The 19,972-nt window shown below is 66.5% G+C and carries 22 protein-coding genes and 1 pseudogene; 6 read left to right on the forward strand and 17 right to left on the reverse strand.

Features of this window, described 5'->3' with window-relative positions:
- The 12 genes from G3N99_RS15670 to G3N99_RS42555 all read right to left on the reverse strand — a co-directional run.
- Positions 1-976 (reverse strand): LacI family DNA-binding transcriptional regulator (locus G3N99_RS15670; protein ID WP_206122846.1); only part of this gene is annotated, 976 nt, incomplete at its 3' end.
- Between the two features lie 35 nt (positions 977-1,011).
- Positions 1,012-2,031: an ABC transporter permease gene (locus G3N99_RS15675; RefSeq protein WP_039358738.1), complete on the reverse strand. Its 1,020-nt coding sequence runs from the start codon at positions 2,029-2,031 to the stop codon at positions 1,012-1,014.
- Positions 2,028-3,641, reverse strand: a complete 1,614-nt coding sequence (locus tag G3N99_RS15680) for a sugar ABC transporter ATP-binding protein (protein ID WP_206122847.1) — start codon at positions 3,639-3,641, stop codon at positions 2,028-2,030. Before G3N99_RS15680 ends, G3N99_RS15675 begins: the two co-directional genes overlap by 4 nt.
- A gap of 145 nt (positions 3,642-3,786) precedes the next feature.
- Positions 3,787-4,737 (reverse strand): sugar ABC transporter substrate-binding protein, encoded by a 951-nt coding sequence (locus G3N99_RS15685; protein WP_011351899.1) that lies wholly within the window; start codon positions 4,735-4,737, stop codon positions 3,787-3,789.
- A gap of 277 nt (positions 4,738-5,014) precedes the next feature.
- Positions 5,015-5,401, reverse strand: coding sequence for a DUF805 domain-containing protein (locus tag G3N99_RS15690; protein WP_174934260.1), 387 nt, complete (start codon positions 5,399-5,401; stop codon positions 5,015-5,017).
- Positions 5,402-5,602: 201 nt separating this feature from the next.
- A complete protein-coding gene (locus G3N99_RS15695; protein ID WP_206122848.1) occupies positions 5,603-5,902 on the reverse strand; it encodes a hypothetical protein in 300 nt (99 codons plus the stop codon).
- Between the two features lie 12 nt (positions 5,903-5,914).
- Entirely contained in the window at positions 5,915-6,841 is a 927-nt protein-coding gene (locus G3N99_RS15700) for a CysB family HTH-type transcriptional regulator (RefSeq protein ID WP_006484201.1), read from the reverse strand.
- Positions 6,842-6,916: 75 nt separating this feature from the next.
- On the reverse strand, positions 6,917-7,975 hold the full coding sequence (locus G3N99_RS15705) for a sulfate ABC transporter ATP-binding protein (RefSeq protein ID WP_011351896.1): 1,059 nt from the start codon (positions 7,973-7,975) through the stop codon (positions 6,917-6,919).
- Between the two features lie 13 nt (positions 7,976-7,988).
- Positions 7,989-8,939 (reverse strand): sulfate ABC transporter permease subunit CysW, encoded by a 951-nt coding sequence (gene cysW, locus G3N99_RS15710; protein ID WP_174934261.1) that lies wholly within the window; start codon positions 8,937-8,939, stop codon positions 7,989-7,991.
- Positions 8,936-9,829: a sulfate ABC transporter permease subunit CysT gene (gene cysT / locus G3N99_RS15715; protein ID WP_206122849.1), complete on the reverse strand. Its 894-nt coding sequence runs from the start codon at positions 9,827-9,829 to the stop codon at positions 8,936-8,938. The genes cysW and cysT overlap by 4 nt, the downstream gene beginning before the upstream one ends.
- 122 nt (positions 9,830-9,951) lie before the next feature.
- Complete coding sequence (locus G3N99_RS15720) at positions 9,952-10,989, reverse strand: sulfate ABC transporter substrate-binding protein (protein ID WP_011351893.1); 1,038 nt, start codon at positions 10,987-10,989, stop codon at positions 9,952-9,954.
- A gap of 87 nt (positions 10,990-11,076) precedes the next feature.
- Entirely contained in the window at positions 11,077-11,283 is a 207-nt protein-coding gene (locus tag G3N99_RS42555; RefSeq protein ID WP_307873413.1) for a sodium:proton symporter, read from the reverse strand.
- On the opposite strand from G3N99_RS42555, the gene lexA reads away from it, so the two are divergent.
- From lexA to G3N99_RS15735, 3 genes are read left to right on the forward strand one after another with little or no spacing between them, the layout of a single operon-like run.
- A complete protein-coding gene (lexA, locus tag G3N99_RS15725; RefSeq protein WP_009689103.1) occupies positions 11,254-11,901 on the forward strand; it encodes a transcriptional repressor LexA in 648 nt (215 codons plus the stop codon). The two genes, G3N99_RS42555 and lexA, sit on opposite strands and share 30 nt — an antisense overlap.
- Before the next feature lie 26 nt (positions 11,902-11,927).
- Positions 11,928-12,266, forward strand: a complete 339-nt coding sequence (locus G3N99_RS15730) for a hypothetical protein (protein ID WP_174934265.1) — start codon at positions 11,928-11,930, stop codon at positions 12,264-12,266.
- 29 nt (positions 12,267-12,295) lie between these two features.
- Positions 12,296-13,015 (forward strand): DUF2939 domain-containing protein, encoded by a 720-nt coding sequence (locus tag G3N99_RS15735; protein ID WP_206122850.1) that lies wholly within the window; start codon positions 12,296-12,298, stop codon positions 13,013-13,015.
- Positions 13,016-13,112: 97 nt separating this feature from the next.
- Here the strand turns inward: G3N99_RS15735 and G3N99_RS15740 are convergent, their stop codons facing one another.
- Positions 13,113-13,610 (reverse strand): universal stress protein, encoded by a 498-nt coding sequence (locus G3N99_RS15740; protein WP_011351890.1) that lies wholly within the window; start codon positions 13,608-13,610, stop codon positions 13,113-13,115.
- Between the two features lie 337 nt (positions 13,611-13,947).
- Here G3N99_RS15740 and nodI point away from each other — a divergent pair, with 337 nt between their 5' ends.
- Both nodI and G3N99_RS15750 read left to right on the forward strand, forming a co-directional pair.
- A complete protein-coding gene (nodI, locus tag G3N99_RS15745) occupies positions 13,948-14,862 on the forward strand; it encodes a nodulation factor ABC transporter ATP-binding protein NodI (protein ID WP_174934266.1) in 915 nt (304 codons plus the stop codon).
- 6 nt (positions 14,863-14,868) lie between these two features.
- The gene (locus G3N99_RS15750; protein ID WP_174934268.1) at positions 14,869-15,702 is read left to right on the forward strand and encodes an ABC transporter permease; all 834 of its coding nucleotides are present in this window, start codon (positions 14,869-14,871) and stop codon (positions 15,700-15,702) included.
- A 37-nt stretch (positions 15,703-15,739) separates the two neighbouring features.
- Here the strand turns inward: G3N99_RS15750 and G3N99_RS15755 are convergent, their stop codons facing one another.
- From G3N99_RS15755 to G3N99_RS15770, 4 genes are all read right to left on the reverse strand, one after another.
- Complete coding sequence (locus G3N99_RS15755; protein ID WP_011351887.1) at positions 15,740-16,162, reverse strand: hypothetical protein; 423 nt, start codon at positions 16,160-16,162, stop codon at positions 15,740-15,742.
- Between the two features lie 101 nt (positions 16,163-16,263).
- Positions 16,264-17,322, reverse strand: a complete 1,059-nt coding sequence (locus G3N99_RS15760) for a permease (protein ID WP_206122851.1) — start codon at positions 17,320-17,322, stop codon at positions 16,264-16,266.
- The gene (mnmH, locus tag G3N99_RS15765) at positions 17,319-18,446 is read right to left on the reverse strand and encodes a tRNA 2-selenouridine(34) synthase MnmH (protein WP_206122852.1); all 1,128 of its coding nucleotides are present in this window, start codon (positions 18,444-18,446) and stop codon (positions 17,319-17,321) included. The genes G3N99_RS15760 and mnmH overlap by 4 nt, the downstream gene beginning before the upstream one ends.
- 64 nt (positions 18,447-18,510) lie before the next feature.
- The gene (locus tag G3N99_RS15770) at positions 18,511-19,464 is read right to left on the reverse strand and encodes a LysR family transcriptional regulator (protein ID WP_206122853.1); all 954 of its coding nucleotides are present in this window, start codon (positions 19,462-19,464) and stop codon (positions 18,511-18,513) included.
- Positions 19,465-19,630: 166 nt separating this feature from the next.
- Here G3N99_RS15770 and G3N99_RS15775 point away from each other — a divergent pair.
- Positions 19,631-19,972: pseudogene (locus G3N99_RS15775) on the forward strand (M20 peptidase family dipeptidase); the annotation flags it as partial.

The raw sequence follows: 19,972 nt of genomic DNA on the forward strand, positions 1-19,972 counted from the left end.
TCACGAGGCGCGGCGACACGACGCGGCGGCGGCTCGGCACGGCGGTCGAGCCGCCACCGATCCGCTCGATCAGCGTCTGCGCGGCCATTTCGCCGAGCGCGCGCACCGACTGGCCGACCGTCGACAGCGCCGGATACGTGTAGCGGGAGAATTCGATGTCGTCGAACCCGATGATCGAACAGTCATCGGGCACGCGCATGCCGCGCTCGGCTGCCGCGCGCAGCGCGCCGACGCCCATCAGGTCGTTGCCCGCGAAGATCGCGCTCGGCCGCACCGATTCGAACAGCCGCGACGCCGCGTGATAACCGCCGAGGCACGAGAAGTCGCTTTCCGCGATCGCGCCCGGCACGATGTCGACACCGCGCTCGGCCATCGCACGGATGAAGCCGTGCACGCGCATCGCGCTAACCGCCGTGTCGGTCGGCCCCGTGATGCAGCCGATCTTCGCGTGCCCGAGCTCGAGCAGATGGCGCGTCGCCAGGTACGCACCGCGCTCGTGGTCGATCTGCACGAGGTCGGCCGCAAGCCCCTCGATGTTGCGGTCGACAACGACGAGCGGTGCGTGGATATCCGCAAGCGTCTGCGCGAGCACCGCATCCTCGCCGGCCGATGCCACGATCAGCCCGTCGATGCGCTTTTCCTGCAGCACGCGCAGATAGTTGCGCTGCTTGACGGGATCGTCGTCCGAGTTGCAGAAGAACACACAATAGCCGTTGGCCGCGCATTGATCCTCGATGCCGCGCGCAAGCTCCGCGAAGTACGGATTCGTGCTGTTCGGCACGACGAGGCCGATGGTCGCCGTCGCACGCGCCTTCAGCGAGCGCGCCACGGCCGACGGCACGTAATTCAGCTCGCGGATTGCGCCCTCGACCTTCGCACGCACATCCGCGGACACCGGCCGCGAATTGTTCACCACGTGCGAGACGGTCGTAAACGACACGCCCGCCATGGCCGCCACATCCTTGATCGTCGCCATTTCCCGTTTCTCTCTGGTCTGTTCTGTCTGTCTTTCTACCGCACGCGTGTGCGCCGGCTGCGATACGTATCGAGCACGACCGCCACCACGATCACCGCGCCGGTGATGATCCGTTTCGTCGGCTCGTTCGCGCCGATCTGCGCCAGCCCCGCGGCCAGCACGGAGATGATCAACACGCCAAAGAACGTGCTGATCACCGAACCGCGCCCGCCCATCAGGCTCGTGCCGCCAATCACGACGGCGGCGATCACCTGCAGTTCGAGGCCGACACCCGCATTCGGGTCGGCCGCCTCGAGCCGCGAAATCTGGAACAGCGACGCAAGCCCTGCGAGTGCGCCCATCAATGCGAATACGAGAATTTTATACGGCCTCGGGTTAACCCCGGCAAGTCGAACGGCTTCTTCGTTCGTGCCGATCCCGACGAGATAGCGTCCGAACACGGTCCGCGTCAGCACGAACTGGGCCGCGATCATCACCGCGACCGCGATCAGGAATGCCGGCGAGATGCCGAGCGCGATCGGATTCGACAGGAAATCGAACGCGTCGCCGATGTAGGCCGTACGCGAATTCGTCAGCTGGTATGCGAGGCCGCGCGCGGCCTCCAGCACGCCGAGCGACACGATGAACGACGGGATTCGCCAGCCGACCGTGACCGCGCCCGTCAGCGCGCCTGTAATGGTCGCGACCGCGATGCCGATCAGCGCGGCCGGCAGCGGCCCCCACTGCCATTTCAGCGCGGCGACGCTGACCATCGACGCGGCGAGCGCGAGGACCGAGCCGACCGACAGGTCGATCCCGGCGATGATCAGCACGAAGGTCATCCCGACCGACATCACGACGAGATCGGGAATCTGGTTCGCGATCGTGCTGAACGTATCGTAGGTCAGGAAGTGCGAGCTCAGCACCGAAAACAGCGCAATCATCGCTGCGAGCGCGCCGGCGAGCCCGAGGTAGTTCGACAGGCCGAGCCGCGTGCCGGACAGCGTGCGCGCACGGCGCCCCGTCACGTCCTGCTGCGCGCCTGCGTCGGTCGGGGTTACGGGAGGCTGGGTCATTGCTGTCGTCCTGTCGTCGAAGTGCCCGGAGCGGCGCCTGGCGCCTGCCCCGCGTCCGGATGCTGCGCGCCGCCCGGCGGCGTCTCGCGGCCGAAGCCGGCGAACGCCGCGGCCAGCAGCACATCCTGGGTCCAGTTGCCGCGCTCGAACACGGCGGTCATGCGGCCGGCCGACATCACGCCGATCCGGTCGCAGATCAGCATCAGTTCACGCAGGTCGCTCGACACGACGACGAGCGCGCGGCCTTCGCGCGCGAGCGCGCCCATCAAAGTGTAGATCTCGAACTTTGCACCGACGTCGATCCCGCGCGTCGGCTCGTCGAACAGCAACACGCCCATGTCGCGCGCCAGCCAGCGGCCGATCACGACCTTCTGCTGGTTGCCGCCCGACAGCTCGCCAACCGCCTGCGTCGCGCCGTGCGTACGGATCCGCAGCGCGTCGATCTGCTGCTCGGCGAGCGCCGTTTCGCGCGCGCCGTCGACGATCCCGCCGCGCGCGAGCCGGTCGAGCTGGCCGAGCGACACGTTCGCGGTGATCGACTGCGTCAGCAGCAGTCCCTCGCCCTTGCGATCCTCGGTGATCAGCGCGATGCCGTGCTTCACCGCCTCGACGGGCGAACCGATCCGCGTCGGCTTCGGCGGCTGGCCGATCGCGATCGTCCCCGCATCCGGCGCATCCGCGCCGTAGATCAACCGCAGCAATTCGGTACGCCCTGCGCCGATCAGCCCCGAGATGCCGAAGATCTCACCCGCGCGCACCTCGAGCGACACGTCGCGCACCGCCGTCCCGCGGCTCAGGCCCGACACGACGAGCCGCGGCGCGCCGATATGGCGCTCGCCGAGATCGATGTGCTCGCCGATCTCGCGCCCGACCATCAGCGTGACGAGCCCGTCGGACGTCGTCGCCGCCATGTCGCCCGCATGGACGAGCCGGCCATCGCGCAGCACCGCGACGCGCTCGGCGACCCGCGCGAGCTCCTCGAGCCGGTGCGAAATGTAGACGATCGCGACGCCGCGCGCCTTCAGCCGGTCGATCTGCTCGAACAGCAGCTCGACTTCACGCGCGGTCAGCATCGCGGTGGGTTCGTCGAGGATCAGCACGCGGCAGTCGCCGATCAGGTTGCGCGCGATCTCGACCATCTGCTGGTGGCCGATGCCGAGCGCGCCCACCGGCGTATCGGGATCGACCGTGTCGAGCCCGACCTGCGCCATCGCAGCCCGTGCATCGTCGCGCAGCCGCGCGCGATCGATGATCCCGAAACGTCGCGGTAGACGGTTCAGGAACAGGTTTTCGGCAACCGTCAGGGTCGGCAGCAGGTTCAGCTCCTGCATCACCATGCGCACGCCGAGTGCCTCGGCCTGCGTGCGGCTCGCCGGCGCATACGGCTGACCGCCGAGCTGCATCGTGCCGGCGGTCGGTTCGACGAGCCCGCCGATGATCTTCGACAGCGTGCTCTTGCCGGCGCCGTTCTCGCCCGTCAACGCAAGCGCGTGGCCCGCCTCGAGCGTCAGCGTGACGTCGGCGAGCACGGGTTCGGCATAGGTCTTGCCGATGCCGGATACGGACAGCACGGGAGTGGCTGCGCGGGAGGGTTGGAAAGTCGGGTCCATCGCGATCCTGGTTGCGGCCGCGCGCACGCGGCGCGCGGGTGTGACGCTCACAAGTGCATGTGCATGCAGTGGCCGTGATCGCGCTCACCCCGGATAACGGCCGCCGCGCCAAATTCTTGAGGGCGGCGGCCGCATCGGGGCCGCGTCACTTCGTCACGAGATCCACCGGCGTCTCGACCACGCCCGACATGTCGGCCTGCTTGCGATGCTCGGCGATCGCCTTGAGTGCCGTGTCGATACCGAACACGGCCTGCTTCGCCGCGTACTGATCGGCGGTCGCGAGCACGCGGCCGTCCTTCAGCATCGGCTTGATCGCGTTGATGTTGTCGTAGCCGACCACGAGCACCTTGCCCTGCTTGCCGGCCGCGCGCACGGCCGACACGGCGCCGATCGCCATGTTGTCGTTGCCGCACAGCAGCGCCTTCAGGTTCGGATATTCGTTGAGCATCGCGGCAGCGACCGCATTGCCCTTGTCGATTTCCCATTCGCCGGACTGCACCGACACGACCTTCATCCCGCCCGCCTTCATCGCATCCTGGAAGCCGGCCGTGCGCTGCTGCGCATTGGTCGTCGTCGACACGCCTTCGACGATGCCGACCTGGTCGCCCGCCTTCAGCCGCTTCGCGAGGTAGTCGCCGATCTTGCGCGCGCCCTTGCGGTTGTCCGGGCCGACGAACGGCACGTTCAGGTTCTTCGACTTCAGCACGTCGGGATCGAGCCGGTTGTCGATGTTCACAACGATGATGCCCGCGTCGACCGCCTTCTTCACGACCGGCACGAGCGCCTTCGAATCGGCCGGCGCGAGCACGATCGCGTCGACCTTCGACACGATCATCTGCTCGACGATGCGGATCTGGTTCGCGGTGTCGGTCTCGTCCTTGATGCCATTGGTGATCAGGTCGAACTGACCCGCGTTGTGTTTCTGGTATTCCTTCGCGCCCGTTTCCATCGTCAGGAAGAACTCGTTGGCGAGCGACTTCATCACGAGCGCGACCTTCGGCTTGCCAGCCGATTGCGCGTGGACGGCCGGTGCGGCAGCGACCGCGACGGCGGCGAGCGCGGCGGTCAGGAAGCGACGGCGAAAGAGGACATTCATACACATCTCCTGGCGACTGGCCCCACGGGCCGGACTATTGTTTGACTGTTGTTTTAATGCGAGCAAACGTTTGCGCCACACTACCCGGGCAATGGCCATCGATGCTGCTGTCGGTACCACGGAATGGAAGCGAGGCAGACGGCCGACTGCCTGGCGCGTGCTGTCGTTTACGCGCCGCCGCCGGCGGGACGCCGGCGGAGTGAAGGCTATGCTGTACCGATTCGTGTCGGCGCGCAACCTGTCTGATCAATATTTAAGGGTTTATTCGGAGCGTGTGTCACGCCGGGTCCTGCGGCGCCGGCTCGTCTTCATCGGCCGACGGCGGCTCGCCGAATCGGTTTGCGTGCGGCGTGCCGGCGATGAAGCCGTTCATCACCAACAACGCGAGCGCGCCGACGATCGGCACGAACAGCAGCAGCATCCACCATCCCGACTTGTCGATGTCGTGCAGCCGCTTCACGCCGACCGCAATCGACGACCACACCGCGACAACCGCGATGACTACGAGCACCAGCATCGCCAGCAGCGGCAGATCGTCCTCCGGTGCGCCGCGGGAACCCGCATCGAAAATCGCGCTGAGCACCGTGGAAACCAGCGCGTAGATCCACCACGGCAGGCGCCCGATCCGGCCGTCGAAGGAAAAGAGAAACCATTTCAGATTCATTGTTTACCTCTTCGTCACGCGTGTTGCGTGCTGCGCGATATGTCTCCGAGTGTGTCGGGACCGACAATCCGCGTGCATTGTTTTGTGAAGGTGGACGGGCTGCCGGCTTCGCTTTTCGCACTTCGTCCCGGTGTTGCGCGTTGCGTCGCCGGTACGATCCGGCCGGTCACGATGGCGACCAAGGGACGGCCCGAACGCGCGTCACCCCGCATTCACACGCATTGAATCACATTTGCCGGCCAATAGATCGCTCGATATGGCAGATGGCCGAAACCGAAACGCGGTGTACACGCGCACCGTCTTGTTCTTGTCGTTGTGCTGGCAACCAAATATATGTCGTTCGCCGCTGGCGGCGAAGAATCGGGCGGGAAACGGCGATGGCGGTCGATGATTCAGTGAGTCGAACCACCAAGGCAGCGGCAGATCGCCGGCCGCTGCCCAATACATGACGACCCGCGCAGGTTCGTCGCGCCATCCGCGGTGATCGCGCGGATGGCGCACGACGCGCTGTCGTCAAACGGCTTCGCGCAACAGCCCCGCGATTTCCGCTTCGTTCAGGTGCGGCGCGAACATCTCGATCAGCCGGTATGCATATGCGCGCAGGAACGCGCCCTTGCGCAGCCCGACCCGCGTCGTGCTCGCTTCGAACAGGTGCTGCGTATCGAGCGCGACGAGCCCCGTGTCGCGTTGCGGATCGTAGGCCATCGCCGCGACCACGCCGATCCCCATTCCGAGCTCGACATACGTCTTGATCACGTCCGCGTCGATCGCGGTCAGCACGACGTCGGGCACGGCGCCCGCCTGCGTGAATGCCTGGTCGATATGCGAGCGGCCCGTGAAGTCCTGGTCGTACGTGATGATCGGATACTCGGCGATTTCCTCGAGCGTCAGGTTCTCGCGGCCGACGAGCGGATGGCCCTTCGGCACGACGACCGTGTGGTGCCACGAATAGCACGGGAACGTGACGATGTCCGGATAGCGGTCGAGCGCCTCGGTCGAGATGCCGAGATCGGCCTCGCCGTTCAGGATCATCTGCGCGATCTGCTGCGGGCTGCCCTGGCGCAGCGCGAGATGCACCTTCGGGAACACGTCGGTGAACTGGCGGATCACCTTCGGCAGCGCGTAGCGCGCCTGCGTGTGCGTCGTCGCGACGACGAGGTGGCCGCTGTCCTGGTCGGCGAACTGGCGCGCGACGCGGCGCAGGTTCTCGGCGTCGAGCAGCATCCGCTCGATCAGCTGGTGCACGGCCTTGCCGGGCTCCGTGAGCCCCGTCAGCCGCTTGCCGCGCCGGATGAAGATGTCGACGCCCAGCTCATCCTCGAGATCCTTGATCTGCTTCGACACGCCCGACTGCGACGTGTACAGCACGTTCGCGACTTCCGTCAGGTTCATGTTCTGGCGCACCGCTTCGCGCACGAACCGCAATTGCTGAAAATTCATGGGTATGCCTCTTAGGCTGTCGTTGTTTGATTATTGAATCGGAGCAATTTGCGCCCCCTGCCCTGCATTCTTGCGTTAACGCGCGGGAAACACCCTTACAGCACGCGGCACGGCGGTCGCACCATCGCCGACCTGCAGCGACAGCGCCCGCCACGCATCGCGATCGAGTTCCGCCTCGAGCGCACCGCCCGCACGCGCCTCGAGCTCCACGCGCACCGACCCGCCGAGCGGAATCACGCGGCGCACGTCCACCGCGATGCCGTCGCGGTGCCCTTCACCCACCGGCCACAGCTGCAGGTCGTGCGGGCGCACATAGGCGTTCGCGGGGCCGGCGAAATCGGCGTCGACCTCGATCGGCGCAGCTGCCCCCTCGGCGACGAAGCCACGCCCGGCGACCGTGCCCGGCAGCCGGTTCGCGGCGCCGAGGAACTCGTAGACGAACGCGCTCTGCGGATGATCGTAGACGTCCTGCGGGCTGCCGACCTGCTCGACGTGGCCGCGATTCAGCACGACGATGCGGTCCGCGACTTCCAGCGCCTCCTCCTGGTCGTGCGTGACGAAGATCGTCGAGATGTGCAGGTCGTCGTGCAGACGACGCAGCCAGCCGCGCAATTCCTTGCGGACCTTCGCGTCGAGCGCGCCGAACGGCTCGTCGAGCAGCAGCACCTTCGGTTCGACCGCGAGCGCTCGGGCGAGCGCGATGCGCTGGCGCTGGCCGCCCGACAGCTCGGACGGATAGCGCTGCGCGAGCCAGTCGAGCTGCACGAGCTTCAGCAGCTCGTGCACCTTGTCGCGGATCGCGCTTTCCGACGGCCGCTCGCGGCGCGGCTTCACGCGCAACCCGAACGCGACGTTCTCGAAAACCGTCATGTGGCGGAACAATGCGTAGTGCTGGAACACGAAACCGACCTGGCGGTCGCGCGCGCCGACCGACGCGACGTCGAGCCCCTGCAGCACCACTTGGCCGGCATCCGCGTGCTCGAGGCCCGCGATCACGCGCAGCAGCGTGGTCTTGCCGCAGCCGGACGGCCCGAGCAGCGCGACCAGCTCGCCGGGCGGGAAGTCGAGCGATACGTTGTCGAGCGCCGTGAAATCGCCGAAGCGCTTCTGAAGGTTACGGACGGTGATACCCATTCTGGTTGCCTCTTTACGATTTCGACGAAACGGCGGCGACGGGGCCGGCATGTGCGGGAACGGTGTCGCGCGCGCCCGCCAGTTCGGCGGCGAGATGGCGCTCGGCGAGCAGCTTCAGCGCGAGCGTGACGAGCGCGAGCAGCGCCAGCACCGACGCCACCGCGAACGCCGCCGCGAAGTTGTATTCGTTGTACAGGATCTCGACGTGCAGCGGCATCGTGTCGGTCTGGCCGCGGATGTGGCCGGACACGACCGACACCGCGCCGAACTCGCCCATCGCGCGCGCATTACACAGGATCACGCCGTACAGCAGGCCCCACTTCACGTTCGGCAGCGTTACGCGGCGGAAAATCTGCCAGCCGGATGCACCCAGCACGCGCGCGGCTTCTTCCTCGTCCGTGCCTTGCGCCTGCATCAGCGGAATCAGTTCGCGCGCAACGAACGGGAACGTGACGAAGATCGTCGCGAGCACGATGCCCGGCACCGCAAAAATGATTTGCACGTCGTGATCCTGCAACCACGGCCCGAGCCAGCCCTGCGCGCCGAACAGCAGCACGTACACGAGGCCCGAGATCACCGGCGACACCGAGAACGGCAGGTCGATCAGCGTCGTCAGCAACGCCTTGCCGCGGAATTCGAATTTCGCGATCGCCCACGAAGCGCACACGCCGAACACGAGATTCAGCGGCACGGCGATCGCGGCGACGGTCAGCGTCAGCTTGATCGCCGACCACGCATCGGGATCGGCCAGCGATTCGAGATAGAAGCCGACGCCCTTTCTCAGCGCCTCGACAAACACCGCGGCGAGCGGCACGACGAGGAAGAACGCGAGGAACGCCAGCGCGATGCCCGTGAGCAGCCAGCGCACGACGCGCGACTCGCTGACGGGGTCGAGCCGTTTCGCGGCGCGCCCTTGCGCGTCCGCAGACGGGGTTTTCAGCACGACGGTGGCCTCCTGGCTCATTGCTGGCCTCCTGCCGGGATGGCGGTGACGGTGGCGGGCGCGGGGCCGCTCGCGCCCTTGCTCGTGCGGCGCTGCAAATACCACTGCAGCGTGTTGATCAACAGCAGCATCAGGAACGACACGACGAGCATCACGACTGCAAGCGCGGTCGCGCCCGCGTAGTCGTACTGCTCGAGCTTCGTGATGATGAGCAACGACGTGATCTCGGATTTCATCGGCACGTTGCCGGCGATGAAGATCACCGAACCGTATTCGCCGAGCGCGCGCGCGAACGCGAGTGCGAAACCGGTGAGGAGCGCCGGCAGCACGGCCGGCAGCACGACGCGACGGAACGTCAGCCAGCGCGACGCGCCGAGGCACGCGGCGGCCTCTTCCTGCTCGCGCTCGAAATCCTCGAGCACTGGCTGCACCGTGCGCACGACGAACGGCAGCCCGATGAAGGTCAGCGCGACCAGCACGCCGGCCGGCGTGAACGCGATCTTGATGCCGAGCGGCGCGAGATACTGGCCGACCCAGCCGTTGGTCGCGTAAACGGCCGCGAGCGAAATGCCGGCGACCGACGTCGGGAGTGCAAACGGCAGGTCGACGATCGCATCGACGAGCCGCTTGAACGGGAACGTGTAGCGCACGAGCACCCACGCGACGAGAAAGCCGAACACGGCGTTGATCAGCGCGCCGCCGAGCGCGGACGTGAACGTCAGCCGGTACGACGCGAGCACGCGCGGCGACGTGACGGCGGTGACGAACTGGTCCCACGACAGCGTCGCGGTCTTCAGGAACGTGGCGGCGAGCGGTATCAGCACCACGAGGCTCAAATAGGCCACCGTGATGCCTAGCGTCACGCCGAAACCGGGCAGCGCGCTCGGCTTGCGAAAGGTGTACGTCGTCATCGGATGCTCTTGCTGGGTCGATGCTGCTCATGGGTCCGACGCAAACGCCGGCGCAGTGAATCGCGCCGGCGAGCCGTCGGGGATGCGGCGCGCTGTCGTGGCGCGCCGCTGTCGTTATGGCGTTACTGCGGCTTGTAAATCGAATCGAACACGCCGCCGTCCGCGAAATGCGTCTTCTGCGCATTCGTCCAGCCGCCGAAGGTATCGTCGACCGTGTACAGCTTCAGCTTCGGGAACTGCTTCGTCAGCTCCGCCGGCACGTTCTTCGAACGCGGCCGGTAGTAGTTGCGCGCCGCGATCTCCTGGCCCTGCGGGCTGTACAGGAAGTTCAGGTAGGCATCGGCCAGCTTGCGCGTGCCCTTCTTGTCGACCACCTTGTCCACCACCGCGACGGGCGGCTCGGCCAGGATGCTCACCGACGGCACGACGATCTCGAACTTGTCGGTGCCGAACTCCTTGACCGACAGGAAGGCCTCGTTTTCCCATGCGATCAGCACGTCGCCGATCCCGCGCTGCACGAAGCTCGTGGTCGCGCCGCGCGCGCCCGAATCGAGCACGCCTGCGTTCTTGTAAAGCTTCGTGACGAATTCCTTCGCCGTTTGCTCGTTGCCGCCCGGCTTGTGCACCGCGTACGCCCATGCGGCCAGGTAGTTCCAGCGCGCGCCGCCCGACGTCTTCGGATTCGGCGTGACGATCGAGATGCCCGGCTTGGTCAGGTCGTCCCAGTCCTTGATCCCCTTCGGGTTGCCCTTGCGCACCAGGAACACGATCGTCGACGTGTACGGCGATGCGTTGTCGGGCAGGCGCTTCTGCCAGTCCTTGTTGACGAGCCCCTTGTTGGCGAGCGCATCGATGTCGTACGCGAGCGCCAGCGTGACGACGTCGGCCTGCAGGCCGTCGAGCACCGAGCGCGCCTGCGCGCCCGAACCGCCGTGCGACTGCTTGAAGTTGACGGTCTCGCCCGTCTTCGCCTTCCACTCCTTGCCGAACGCCTGATTGAAGTCCTGATACAGCTCGCGCGTCGGGTCGTACGACACGTTCAGGAAGGTCGTATCGGCCTGCGCGTGCGTCGCGACGCCCAGCGCCGCCGCCGCGCCCAGCGCGAGTGTTGCAATCAGGCGGCCCACTCCGCCCACCAGCCCCGTGTTGCGCTTGCCCATCCTTGGTTCTCCAGTGTTGTCGGTATTGCGATGTCGGGCCAGTCTAACGAACGGGTTACATGATTAAAAATAATCGTTCCTCATTTTTTAATACTCAAAAGTGCTAACGCAGACGGGACGGACGGTTGCGGCAGATAAACCGGCGTCCGGACGTCGCGAAATCGCGCCGGAACCGGCGTGATCGCGTCGAACCTCACGTAACACTTGAAATTCGCGAACTACTGTATAAAAATACAGCTCACTGTCTATCCATACAGTTGAGCCATGACCAAACTCACCGCCCGTCAGCAGCAAGTGTTCGACTTGATCCGTCGCGCGATCGAGCGCTCCGGATTCCCGCCCACCCGTGCCGAGATCGCGGCCGAACTGGGCTTCAGCTCGCCGAATGCGGCCGAGGAGCACCTGCGCGCGCTCGCGCGCAAGGGTGTGATCGAGCTGGCCGCCGGTGCGTCCCGCGGCATCCGGCTGCTCGGCATCGACGATGCCCCGCACCAGTTCACGCTGCCGCACGCCGGCCTGATGCAGCTGTCGCTGCCGCTCGTCGGCCGCGTGGCAGCCGGTAGCCCGATCCTTGCGCAGGAGCACATCTCGCAGCATTACGCGTGCGATCCCGCGCTGTTCTCCAGCAAGCCCGACTACCTGCTGAAGGTGCGCGGCCTGTCGATGCGCGACGCCGGCATTCTCGACGGCGATCTCCTCGCCGTGCAGAAGCGCACGGAAGCAAAGGACGGCCAGATCATCGTCGCGCGTCTCGGCGACGACGTCACGGTCAAGCGCCTGATGCGCCGGCCTGGCGGTCTCGAGCTGATCGCGGAGAACCCGGATTACGAAAACATCTTCGTCAAGGCCGGCAGCGCGGAATTCGCGCTGGAAGGCATCGCCGTCGGGCTGATCCGCTCGGGCGAACTCTGACATTCCGTCTCGCTGAGGAGAACATCATGGAACGCCTTGCCCGTTTGCTGCCTTTCCGTCAATTCGGTCGCCTGCGTCACCTGCGCGGCCGCACGCCCTGCGCACCGCTGTCCGCGGCGGCGCCTGTTGTGCAAGAAGAAGTCGCAGTCGAACGGCAGGCGTCCCTGCTGCCGTCGGCGCTGCCCGCTTTCGCGCGGGTATCGCTGAACGCCGGCCTGAATCACGCCGAACCCGCGCGCCGCGCGCCGGTGCGCGTCTATCACGGCCGGTCGCGCCTGATCATGGTCGGCACGATCGATGCCGTGTGCCGGATGATCGATCGCTGCATCGCAGAGGAACGATCGGCCACGCCAGGCGGTCTCTGATTGCGGAACATCCCCGCACCGGAGGCAACGTGACCGGATCTTCGAGCCGCGCCTGGCGGCTCAAGCCCTTGCTGATCGTCGTGCTGGCCGTCGCCATCATTGCGGCGATCGGCTATGCGTACGCGTCGCCGTACGTCGCGCTCGGTCGCCTGAAATCGGCGATCGATGCGCGCGATGCGCAGGCCATCAGTGAGTATGTCGATTTCCCGTCGTTGCGCATCAGCCTGAAGCAGCAGGTCACGGAAGAGTTGATGCGCCGGATCGACGCGGTGAAGAAGAACAATCCGTTCGCGGTGATCGGCGCTCTGATCGGGTCGGCACTGATCGGCCCGCTGGTCGATGCGTACGCCACCCCGGAGGGCGTGGCGGCGCTGATGAGCGGCTTGCCACCGCGTGGCAATCCGGGCGAGCGGCCACCCGAATGGTCGAATCTGCCGCCAGGCAGCAATACCCCAGGCGACACGCCGGCCGCGCCAGCGGCCAATCCGGCTCCGTCGAGCGCAGCCGCTTCGGGCAGCAACGCGGCCACCACGGCTGCGTCATCGCAACCACCCGCCGCTGCCGCACCGGCCAGCCCGGTCGATGCAACGCATGCGCCGCACCAGCAGCAAACCAGTGCCGGCTACCGGAATATCGATGAATTCGTCGTGACCTACCAGCGCAGTGCCGACGGCACGCGCTATGCGGCGATATTCCACCGCTTCGGCCTGTTCTCGTGGAAGTTGTCCGCAATCGATCTGCACGCCTGACAGGCCTTGGGTGGCCGTGGTCGGCACGCGCGCCACGGACGTGGCGCGACGCCTGACCGGCGCGACTCGCCGGTCAGGCAGTCATCGAATCATTGGATCATTTGCCGTTCGCCGTGGCCGCTTCACGCTCGCGCGCGATTTCGGCCTTCTGCTCCTGCGCTGACGAACATGCCACCAGAATGCTGCAGTTCACGCGATCGAGCAGTTGCGTATTGCCCGAGCCCATCCACCATCTCGACAGTCCGCTGCGGCACCGATGGCCGACGACGACGAGGTCAGCCTGCAGCTCCGTCGCGAGATTCGCGATTTCGTCGATCGGATAGCCGAACGCGAAATGGCCTTCGGCCTGCACGCCGCGCTCGCGCAACCAGTTCACCCCTTCCTGCAGGATTTCACGCGCGGTTTCCTCGAACCGGCCGCACGCGACGTCGGTCAGCAAACCTGCGCTTTGTGCAATGCTCGAGCGCATGTCGACCACCGACAGCAAATGCGTCTCGGCTTTCAGGTCCATCGCGAGGTTGGCGCCGCAGCGCAGTGCCTTGCGTCCTTCGAGCGTGCCGTCGTAACACAGCAAAATCTTGTTGTAGCTAGCCATGAAACCTCCCTATCGCAACAACGAGCCTACGCATTCATCATGGTGCGCCGCAATTCAGGACGCAAGGGATGGAAAACGCTGATTCGCCCCGCTCGGCTCGTGCGCGATGATGCAGTGCACGATCGGTGCGCGCATGCATCGCACCGTGCAGGCATGCCCTGAAGAGACGCAACCGATGCACTAGAATGGCCCGTTCGTACTCCAGCGGGCCATCAGGCGCCGGCGTCGTGCGCTTCGGTCATGCCCGTGTGACACGCAATCGTCCGATCGGTTCGTCAATCGGCCACGTATCCGGCAGCCGAACGCTTCCGCGCCCGCTTACAACGACAACATGCCCATGTCCGTTGCACCGATCGATTTCAGGAACGTCGCAAAGCACTATGGCGACAAGCTCGTCGTCAACGGCCTGTCCTTCACCGTCCAGGCTGGCGAATGCTACGGCCTGCTCGGGCCGAACGGCGCCGGCAAGACCACCACGCTGAAAATGCTGCTCGGCCTCACGCATCCCGATGCCGGCACCATTTCGCTCTGCGGCGAACCGGTTCCATCGCGTGCACGGCATGCGCGCCAGCGCGTCGGGGTCGTCCCGCAGTTCGACAATCTCGACCCCGACTTCACCGTGCGCGAGAACCTGCTCGTGTTCAGCCGCTATTTCGGCATGTCGGCGCAGGCTGCGCAGGCGCTCGTGAAGCCGCTGCTCGAATTCGCGAAGCTCGAGAACAAGGCCGATGCGAAGGTCGGCGAGTTGTCGGGCGGCATGAAGCGCCGCCTGACGCTGGCCCGCGCGCTCGTCAACGATCCCGATGTGCTGGTGCTCGACGAGCCGACGACGGGCCTCGACCCGCAGGCGCGTCACCTCATGTGGGAACGCCTGCGCTCGCTGCTCGCGCGCGGCAAGACGATCCTGATCACCACGCACTTCATGGAAGAAGCCGAGCGCCTGTGCGACCGCCTGTGCGTGATCGAGGAAGGCCGCAAGATCGCCGAAGGCGCGCCGCACGCGCTGATCGAATCGGAGATCGGCTGCGACGTGATCGAGATCTACGGGCCCGACCCGGCCACACTGCGCGACGAGCTGTCGGCGTTCGCGAAGCACACCGAGATCAGCGGCGAGACGCTGTTCTGCTACGTGAGCGACCCGGAACCGCTCAGTGCGCGACTCAAGGGTCGCACGGGGTTGCGCTATCTGCATCGCCCGGCCAATCTTGAAGATGTGTTCCTGCGGCTCACGGGCCGCGAAATGCAGGACTGATCGATCATGGACGTCCGCAACTATTCCGCCGCCGCACCGTCGGCACCACCGCGCGTGTCACGTTTCGCGATCGCGATGCCCGCGAACGCGACCAACTGGATCGCCGTCTGGCGGCGCAACTATCTCGTCTGGCGCAAGCTCGCGCTCGCGTCGATGTTCGGCAATCTTGCCGATCCGATGATCTATCTGTTCGGGTTGGGGTTCGGGCTCGGGCTGATGCTCGGCCGTGTCGACGGCGTGTCGTATATCGCGTTCCTCGCGGCCGGCACGGTCGGGTCGAGCGTGATGATGTCCGCGAGTTTCGAGTCGATGTATTCGGGATTCTCGCGGATGCACGTACAGCGCACGTGGGAAGCGATCATGCATACGCCGCTCGCGCTCGGCGACATCGTGCTCGGCGAGATCGTCTGGGGAGCCAGCAAGGCGATGCTTTCGGGGGCTGCGATCATGCTCGTCGCGGGGGCGCTCGGCTATGCGCAGTTTCCGTCGATGCTCGTGGCGCTGCCCGTGATCGCGCTCGCGGGCCTCGCGTTTGCAAGCATCGCGATGATCGTCACGGCGCTCGCGCCGTCCTACGATTTCTTCATGTTTTATCAGACGCTCGTGCTGACGCCGATGCTGCTGCTGTCGGGCGTATTCTTCCCGACCACGCAGCTGCCGCCGATCGCGCAGCACGCGGCGCAAGCGCTGCCGCTCGCGAATGCCGTTGAACTGATCCGGCCCGCGATGCTCGGCCGGCCGGCGACCGACGTCGCGCTGCATGTCGCGGTGCTCGCCGGTTACGCGGTCGGCGGATTCCTGCTGTCCGCGTGGCTGTTCCGGCGGCGGATGATGCGCTGACAGCCGGCGCATCTGGCGCCGGCTTCATGCGACGACGTTACTCGTCGTCGTCGCTCCACGGGATTTCGACGTCGGTCAGGAACGCGACGGTCGCGAGCGGGCCACCTTCCTGGCGGCCGAGCTTGCCGTCCGCGCGATGCCATTCGACGCGGAACTGCGTGCCCGGATCGTCGGCAACCAGATAGACCGAGCGCAACTCTTCCTTGTCGGCTTCGTCCACCGGGCCGTCGAACGACACCAGCATCTTCTGCGGCCAAAGACCGTTGACCGGATCGTAAATGCGGTCGCCTTGCGGAATGTCGATGCTGGCGTCGACGCCGATCGTTGCGGAGGCCTCGATGATCATCGTGCCGAGTGCGTTCAGCACGGCAGTCGCCCGCGCGGAATTGGCCTGGCGGATCGCGAGATCACCGCGCGTCAGCGCCTTTTCGAGTCGAGGATGGATCTTCGGTTGGGTCATGCGTTTTCCTGTTTGCTTCTTGTAAATGGCGCCGCACGCCTGAAGCGGCGGCGCCGGATGAATACGACGATTGCGCCCTGCTGGCGCGCCGCTTGCGCGCGTCAGAACCCGAGCGCGATCGCGAGCAGGCCGCTCGCGATCCCGAACACGACGACGAGGATCGCGACGATGGCCAGCATGTAAGGCTTGAACGAACGCGCGAGCATCGCGAGCGACGGCACGCTGATCGGCGGCAGCGTCATCAGCAGCGCGGCGGCCGGGCCGACGCCCATGCCGAGCGACAGCATTGCCTGGATGATCGGCACCTCGCCGGCCGTCGGGATCACGAACAGCATGCCCGCGACCGCGAACGCGACGATCCAGCCGAGATGATTGCCGATGTCCGGACCGATATGCGGGAACAGCCACGCACGCGCGGCGCCGAGCAGCAGCACGAGCACGATGTATTCGGGCACGAGCCGCACGGCCATGCGCGCCAGCAGCTTCATCCAGCGGACGAGAGGATTGCCGGCCGCGGCCTGCTCGGCCGCCAGCGCGGCGAGCTGGGCATCGTCGATGCTGCGGTCTTCCGGGCGTGCGATGCGGTTCAGCAGATAGCCGATCCCGAACACCATCGCGACGCCGAGCACGAGGCGCAGCGCGCTCCAGTGCCAGCCGAGCACGAAGCCCATGAAGACCAGCGCCGCCGGGTTCAGCACCGTGTTGCCGAGCCAGAACGCGACCGCACCACCCGGCGATGCATGGCGCGCACGCAGCCCCGCGACGACCGGCGCCGCGCAGCACGTGCACATCATGCCGGGCAGCGACAGCAGGCCGCCCGCGGCAACGCTGCCGAAGCCGGTGCGGCCGAGCACGCGCGCGACCCAGTGCGCGGGCAGCAGCGCCTGCACGGCCGAACCGAGCAGCAGGCCCAGCACCATCGCCTGCCAGATCGCCTTGCCGTACGCCAACGCATAGTCGAGCGCGGCCTTCAGCGACGGCTCGGGCGCGGTCGCCGACGTGCCCATCAGGATCGACTGGCCGATCGAATGATGCTCGGCGGCAACGAACGCCTTGTTGTAGTACGGGAACCATTTCACATAGAACAGGCCCGCGACCGCGATCAGCAGGAAGGTCATCCAGCCAAGGGCCGGACTGGGTTGGGTGCGTGTGGTCGTCATCGTGTGGTGGTCGGTTGGTCTTGTTCGGTTGCGGATTGCGCGCCGGCGGCGAGCGCGGCCGATGCGGGCAGCCCGACTTGCGCGAGTTCGGCCAGCAGCGCACGCGCCTGATCGCGCCCGTCGGCGGCGTTGGGCCGGAACGTGAACGTCAGCGCCCGGTTCGGCTTGTTGTACGTCGCGCGATAGGTGCGCGCATAGGCGGGATCGTAATGCTTGTCGATCAGCTCGGTGAATAGTTCGGCCCGCGCGTCTGCATCGATCAGCGCCTTCCAGTGCGTGACCTGTTCGCGGCTATGCAGTCCGATCAGCCGATGGAGCTGCGCCTTGAACGCGTCCGGTTCGTCGAACAGGTGCGCGTAATCGTCGAGGAGGAACGCGATGCGCTCGTCGTGCGCCGCGTCGACATGCACCCACGGCCCCGCGTGAAACGCGTCGATCAACGCGATCGGCAACTGCACGAGCCCGATCCTGCGGCTTTCCGACTCGACGAACACCGGCCATTCGGGGTCGAAACGTCCAAGTGTTTCGACGAGCCCGGAGTCGAACCCCTTCTGCGCCGGCTGCGTCTTGCCCGGCAGCGCGCCGAGCAGCGAACCGCGATGGCACGCGAGCGCCTCGAGATCGAGCGTCTGGGCGCCCACGTCGCCCAGTGCGTTCAGCAGGCGCGTCTTGCCGCAGCCCGTATGGCCGACGAGCGCGATGTAGCGAAAGCGCGTCGGCAGCGAGTCGAGCGTCGCGCACACCGACTGGCGGTACGCCTTGTAGCCGCCGTCGAGCTGGCGCGCCTTCCAGCCGATCAGGTTGAACCAGGTCGTCATCGAGCCGGAGCGCTTGCCGCCGCGCCAGCAGTAAATCAGCGGCCGCCAGTTGCGCGGCCGGTCGGCGAACGTCGTGTCGAGATGGCGCGCGATGTTGCGCGCGACGATGGCCGCACCGACGCGCGTCGCCTCGTACGGCGACACCTGGCGGTACATCGTACCGACGAGCACGCGCTCCTCGTTGCTGAGTACGGGCGCGTTCAGCGCGCCGGGAATATGATCCTCGGCGAACTCGAGCGGCGTGCGCACGTCGATGATCTCGTCGAACTCGCCGGCGCGATCGAGGGTGACAATCAGGTTCTTCAATTTGGCGTCGAACAGGGGCGATGCGGCTCGATGAGCCGCATGGGCACGGAAGGCGGATTGACGATTATCTCACGGGCCGGCGTCTCGGGCCGCGCGCGACAGTCGGCGGCGCCGAGGCGGCCTGCATCGCGTCGATCAGATGGTCGCGGAACGCGCGAACCGACGCGGGCAGATCGCGCCCCGCCATCGTCTGCACCTGGATGCTGCGCTCGCGCAGCTGCGGGTTCGTCACGGGCACGACGACGAAGCCGTCAGCGGCGCAGCGGTCGCGCACCGACAGCAGCCCCGTGAACATCACCGCGCCCGTGCGCCGTGCGTAGCCGTACATCGCCGCCGTGTTGTTGCTCGTCAGTTCGGGCTCGAGCAGCAGCCCGTCGAGCGCGCATGCGATGTCGATCAGCTGGCGCACCGTCGTGCCGGCCTCGGGCAGCACGTGCGGGTGACGCGCGACATCGGCGAGCGACACCATTTCTCGCGTCGCGAGCGGATGGTCGTGCCGCACCAGCGCGAAGATCGGCGCGCGCTCGGTGTGGTCGACGCGCACGCCCTTCTCCGGCGCGAGGCTGAAGCTCAATGCGATGTCCACATCGCCGTCGCGCACACGCCGCGTCGCGTCCGCCGGCGACACCACCCACACGGAGAAATCGACGCCTGGATGGCGCGCCTTGAAGCTGGCGAGCGTGCCGGGCAGAAAGTCGATCGCGAACCCTTCCGAGCACGCGATCTTCAGCAGGCTGCCGTGCAGCGCATCGAGCCCGCCGATGTCCTTCATCACGTGCTCGGCCTCCAGCAGACTGCGCTGCGCGAACGCCAGGAGCCGCTCGCCGGCCTCCGACAGCGCCATCCCGCGCGGCCGGCGCTCGAACAGCGGTGCGCCGAGCTCGCTCTCGAGTTTCGCGATTTGACGGCTGATCGCCGATACCGCCACGTGCAGCCGCGCGGACGCGTCGCTGATCGAGCCGGTGCGCGCCACTTCGACGAAATACCGCAACGCCAGGCCATGCAGGAAAGCCGCCATCGTTCTGTCTCCGCCCGGCTGCCGGCCGCGCTGCTTTGCCTTTTCGGCAAGGAAAGGTTCGAAATTCGATCATTGTGACAAAAAAAACGGCTTTCTAGAATCGATCGCACTTCACGCTGCATGCACGATCCGGCGCGTGCAGCGAACCCGACAGAGGAGACACGACTTGAGCCGTACCGCCGCCATCCAGCACGCGCTGAACCAATTCGAATCCGGTGCGTTCTTCACGACCCTGAGCCGCCGCGTCGGCCTGCGCACCGAAAGCCAGGACAGCGGCAACGAAGCCGCGCTGCGCGCCTACCTGACCGACGAGATCGCCCCCGAAGCCGCGCGCCTCGGATTCACGTCGCGGATCGTCGACAATCCCGTCGACGGCGGCGGCCCGTTCCTGCTCGCCTCGCGCCACGAAGACGACGCGCTGCCGACCGTGCTGATCTACGGCCACGGCGACGTCGTGCGCGGCTACGACGCGCAGTGGCGCGCACCGCTGTCGCCGTGGACGCTGACG

This window comes from Burkholderia sp. Ac-20392, assembly GCF_017104585.1.
Taxonomy (GTDB): domain Bacteria; phylum Pseudomonadota; class Gammaproteobacteria; order Burkholderiales; family Burkholderiaceae; genus Burkholderia; species Burkholderia lata.

Bases quoted from the DNA above. Each gene is read 5' to 3' on its own strand.
- G3N99_RS15700 (WP_006484201.1), bottom strand. From the start codon at position 6,841: ATGAATTTTCAGCAATTGCGGTTCGTGCGCGAAGCGGTGCGCCAGAAC.
- G3N99_RS15750 (WP_174934268.1), top strand. From the start codon at position 14,869: ATGGACGTCCGCAACTATTCCGCCGCCGCACCGTCGGCACCACCGCGC.
- G3N99_RS15680 (WP_206122847.1), bottom strand. From the start codon at position 3,641: ATGGACCCGACTTTCCAACCCTCCCGCGCAGCCACTCCCGTGCTGTCC.
- cysT (WP_206122849.1), bottom strand. From the start codon at position 9,829: ATGACGACGTACACCTTTCGCAAGCCGAGCGCGCTGCCCGGTTTCGGC.
- cysW (WP_174934261.1), bottom strand. From the start codon at position 8,939: ATGAGCCAGGAGGCCACCGTCGTGCTGAAAACCCCGTCTGCGGACGCG.
- lexA (WP_009689103.1), top strand. From the start codon at position 11,254: ATGACCAAACTCACCGCCCGTCAGCAGCAAGTGTTCGACTTGATCCGT.
- G3N99_RS15770 (WP_206122853.1), bottom strand. From the start codon at position 19,464: ATGGCGGCTTTCCTGCATGGCCTGGCGTTGCGGTATTTCGTCGAAGTG.
- nodI (WP_174934266.1), top strand. From the start codon at position 13,948: ATGTCCGTTGCACCGATCGATTTCAGGAACGTCGCAAAGCACTATGGC.
- G3N99_RS15720 (WP_011351893.1), bottom strand. From the start codon at position 10,989: ATGGGCAAGCGCAACACGGGGCTGGTGGGCGGAGTGGGCCGCCTGATT.
- G3N99_RS15760 (WP_206122851.1), bottom strand. From the start codon at position 17,322: ATGACGACCACACGCACCCAACCCAGTCCGGCCCTTGGCTGGATGACC.
- G3N99_RS15685 (WP_011351899.1), bottom strand. From the start codon at position 4,737: ATGAATGTCCTCTTTCGCCGTCGCTTCCTGACCGCCGCGCTCGCCGCC.
- G3N99_RS15690 (WP_174934260.1), bottom strand. From the start codon at position 5,401: ATGAATCTGAAATGGTTTCTCTTTTCCTTCGACGGCCGGATCGGGCGC.
- G3N99_RS15740 (WP_011351890.1), bottom strand. From the start codon at position 13,610: ATGGCTAGCTACAACAAGATTTTGCTGTGTTACGACGGCACGCTCGAA.
- G3N99_RS15755 (WP_011351887.1), bottom strand. From the start codon at position 16,162: ATGACCCAACCGAAGATCCATCCTCGACTCGAAAAGGCGCTGACGCGC.
- G3N99_RS15730 (WP_174934265.1), top strand. From the start codon at position 11,928: ATGGAACGCCTTGCCCGTTTGCTGCCTTTCCGTCAATTCGGTCGCCTG.
- G3N99_RS15675 (WP_039358738.1), bottom strand. From the start codon at position 2,031: ATGACCCAGCCTCCCGTAACCCCGACCGACGCAGGCGCGCAGCAGGAC.
- G3N99_RS15705 (WP_011351896.1), bottom strand. From the start codon at position 7,975: ATGGGTATCACCGTCCGTAACCTTCAGAAGCGCTTCGGCGATTTCACG.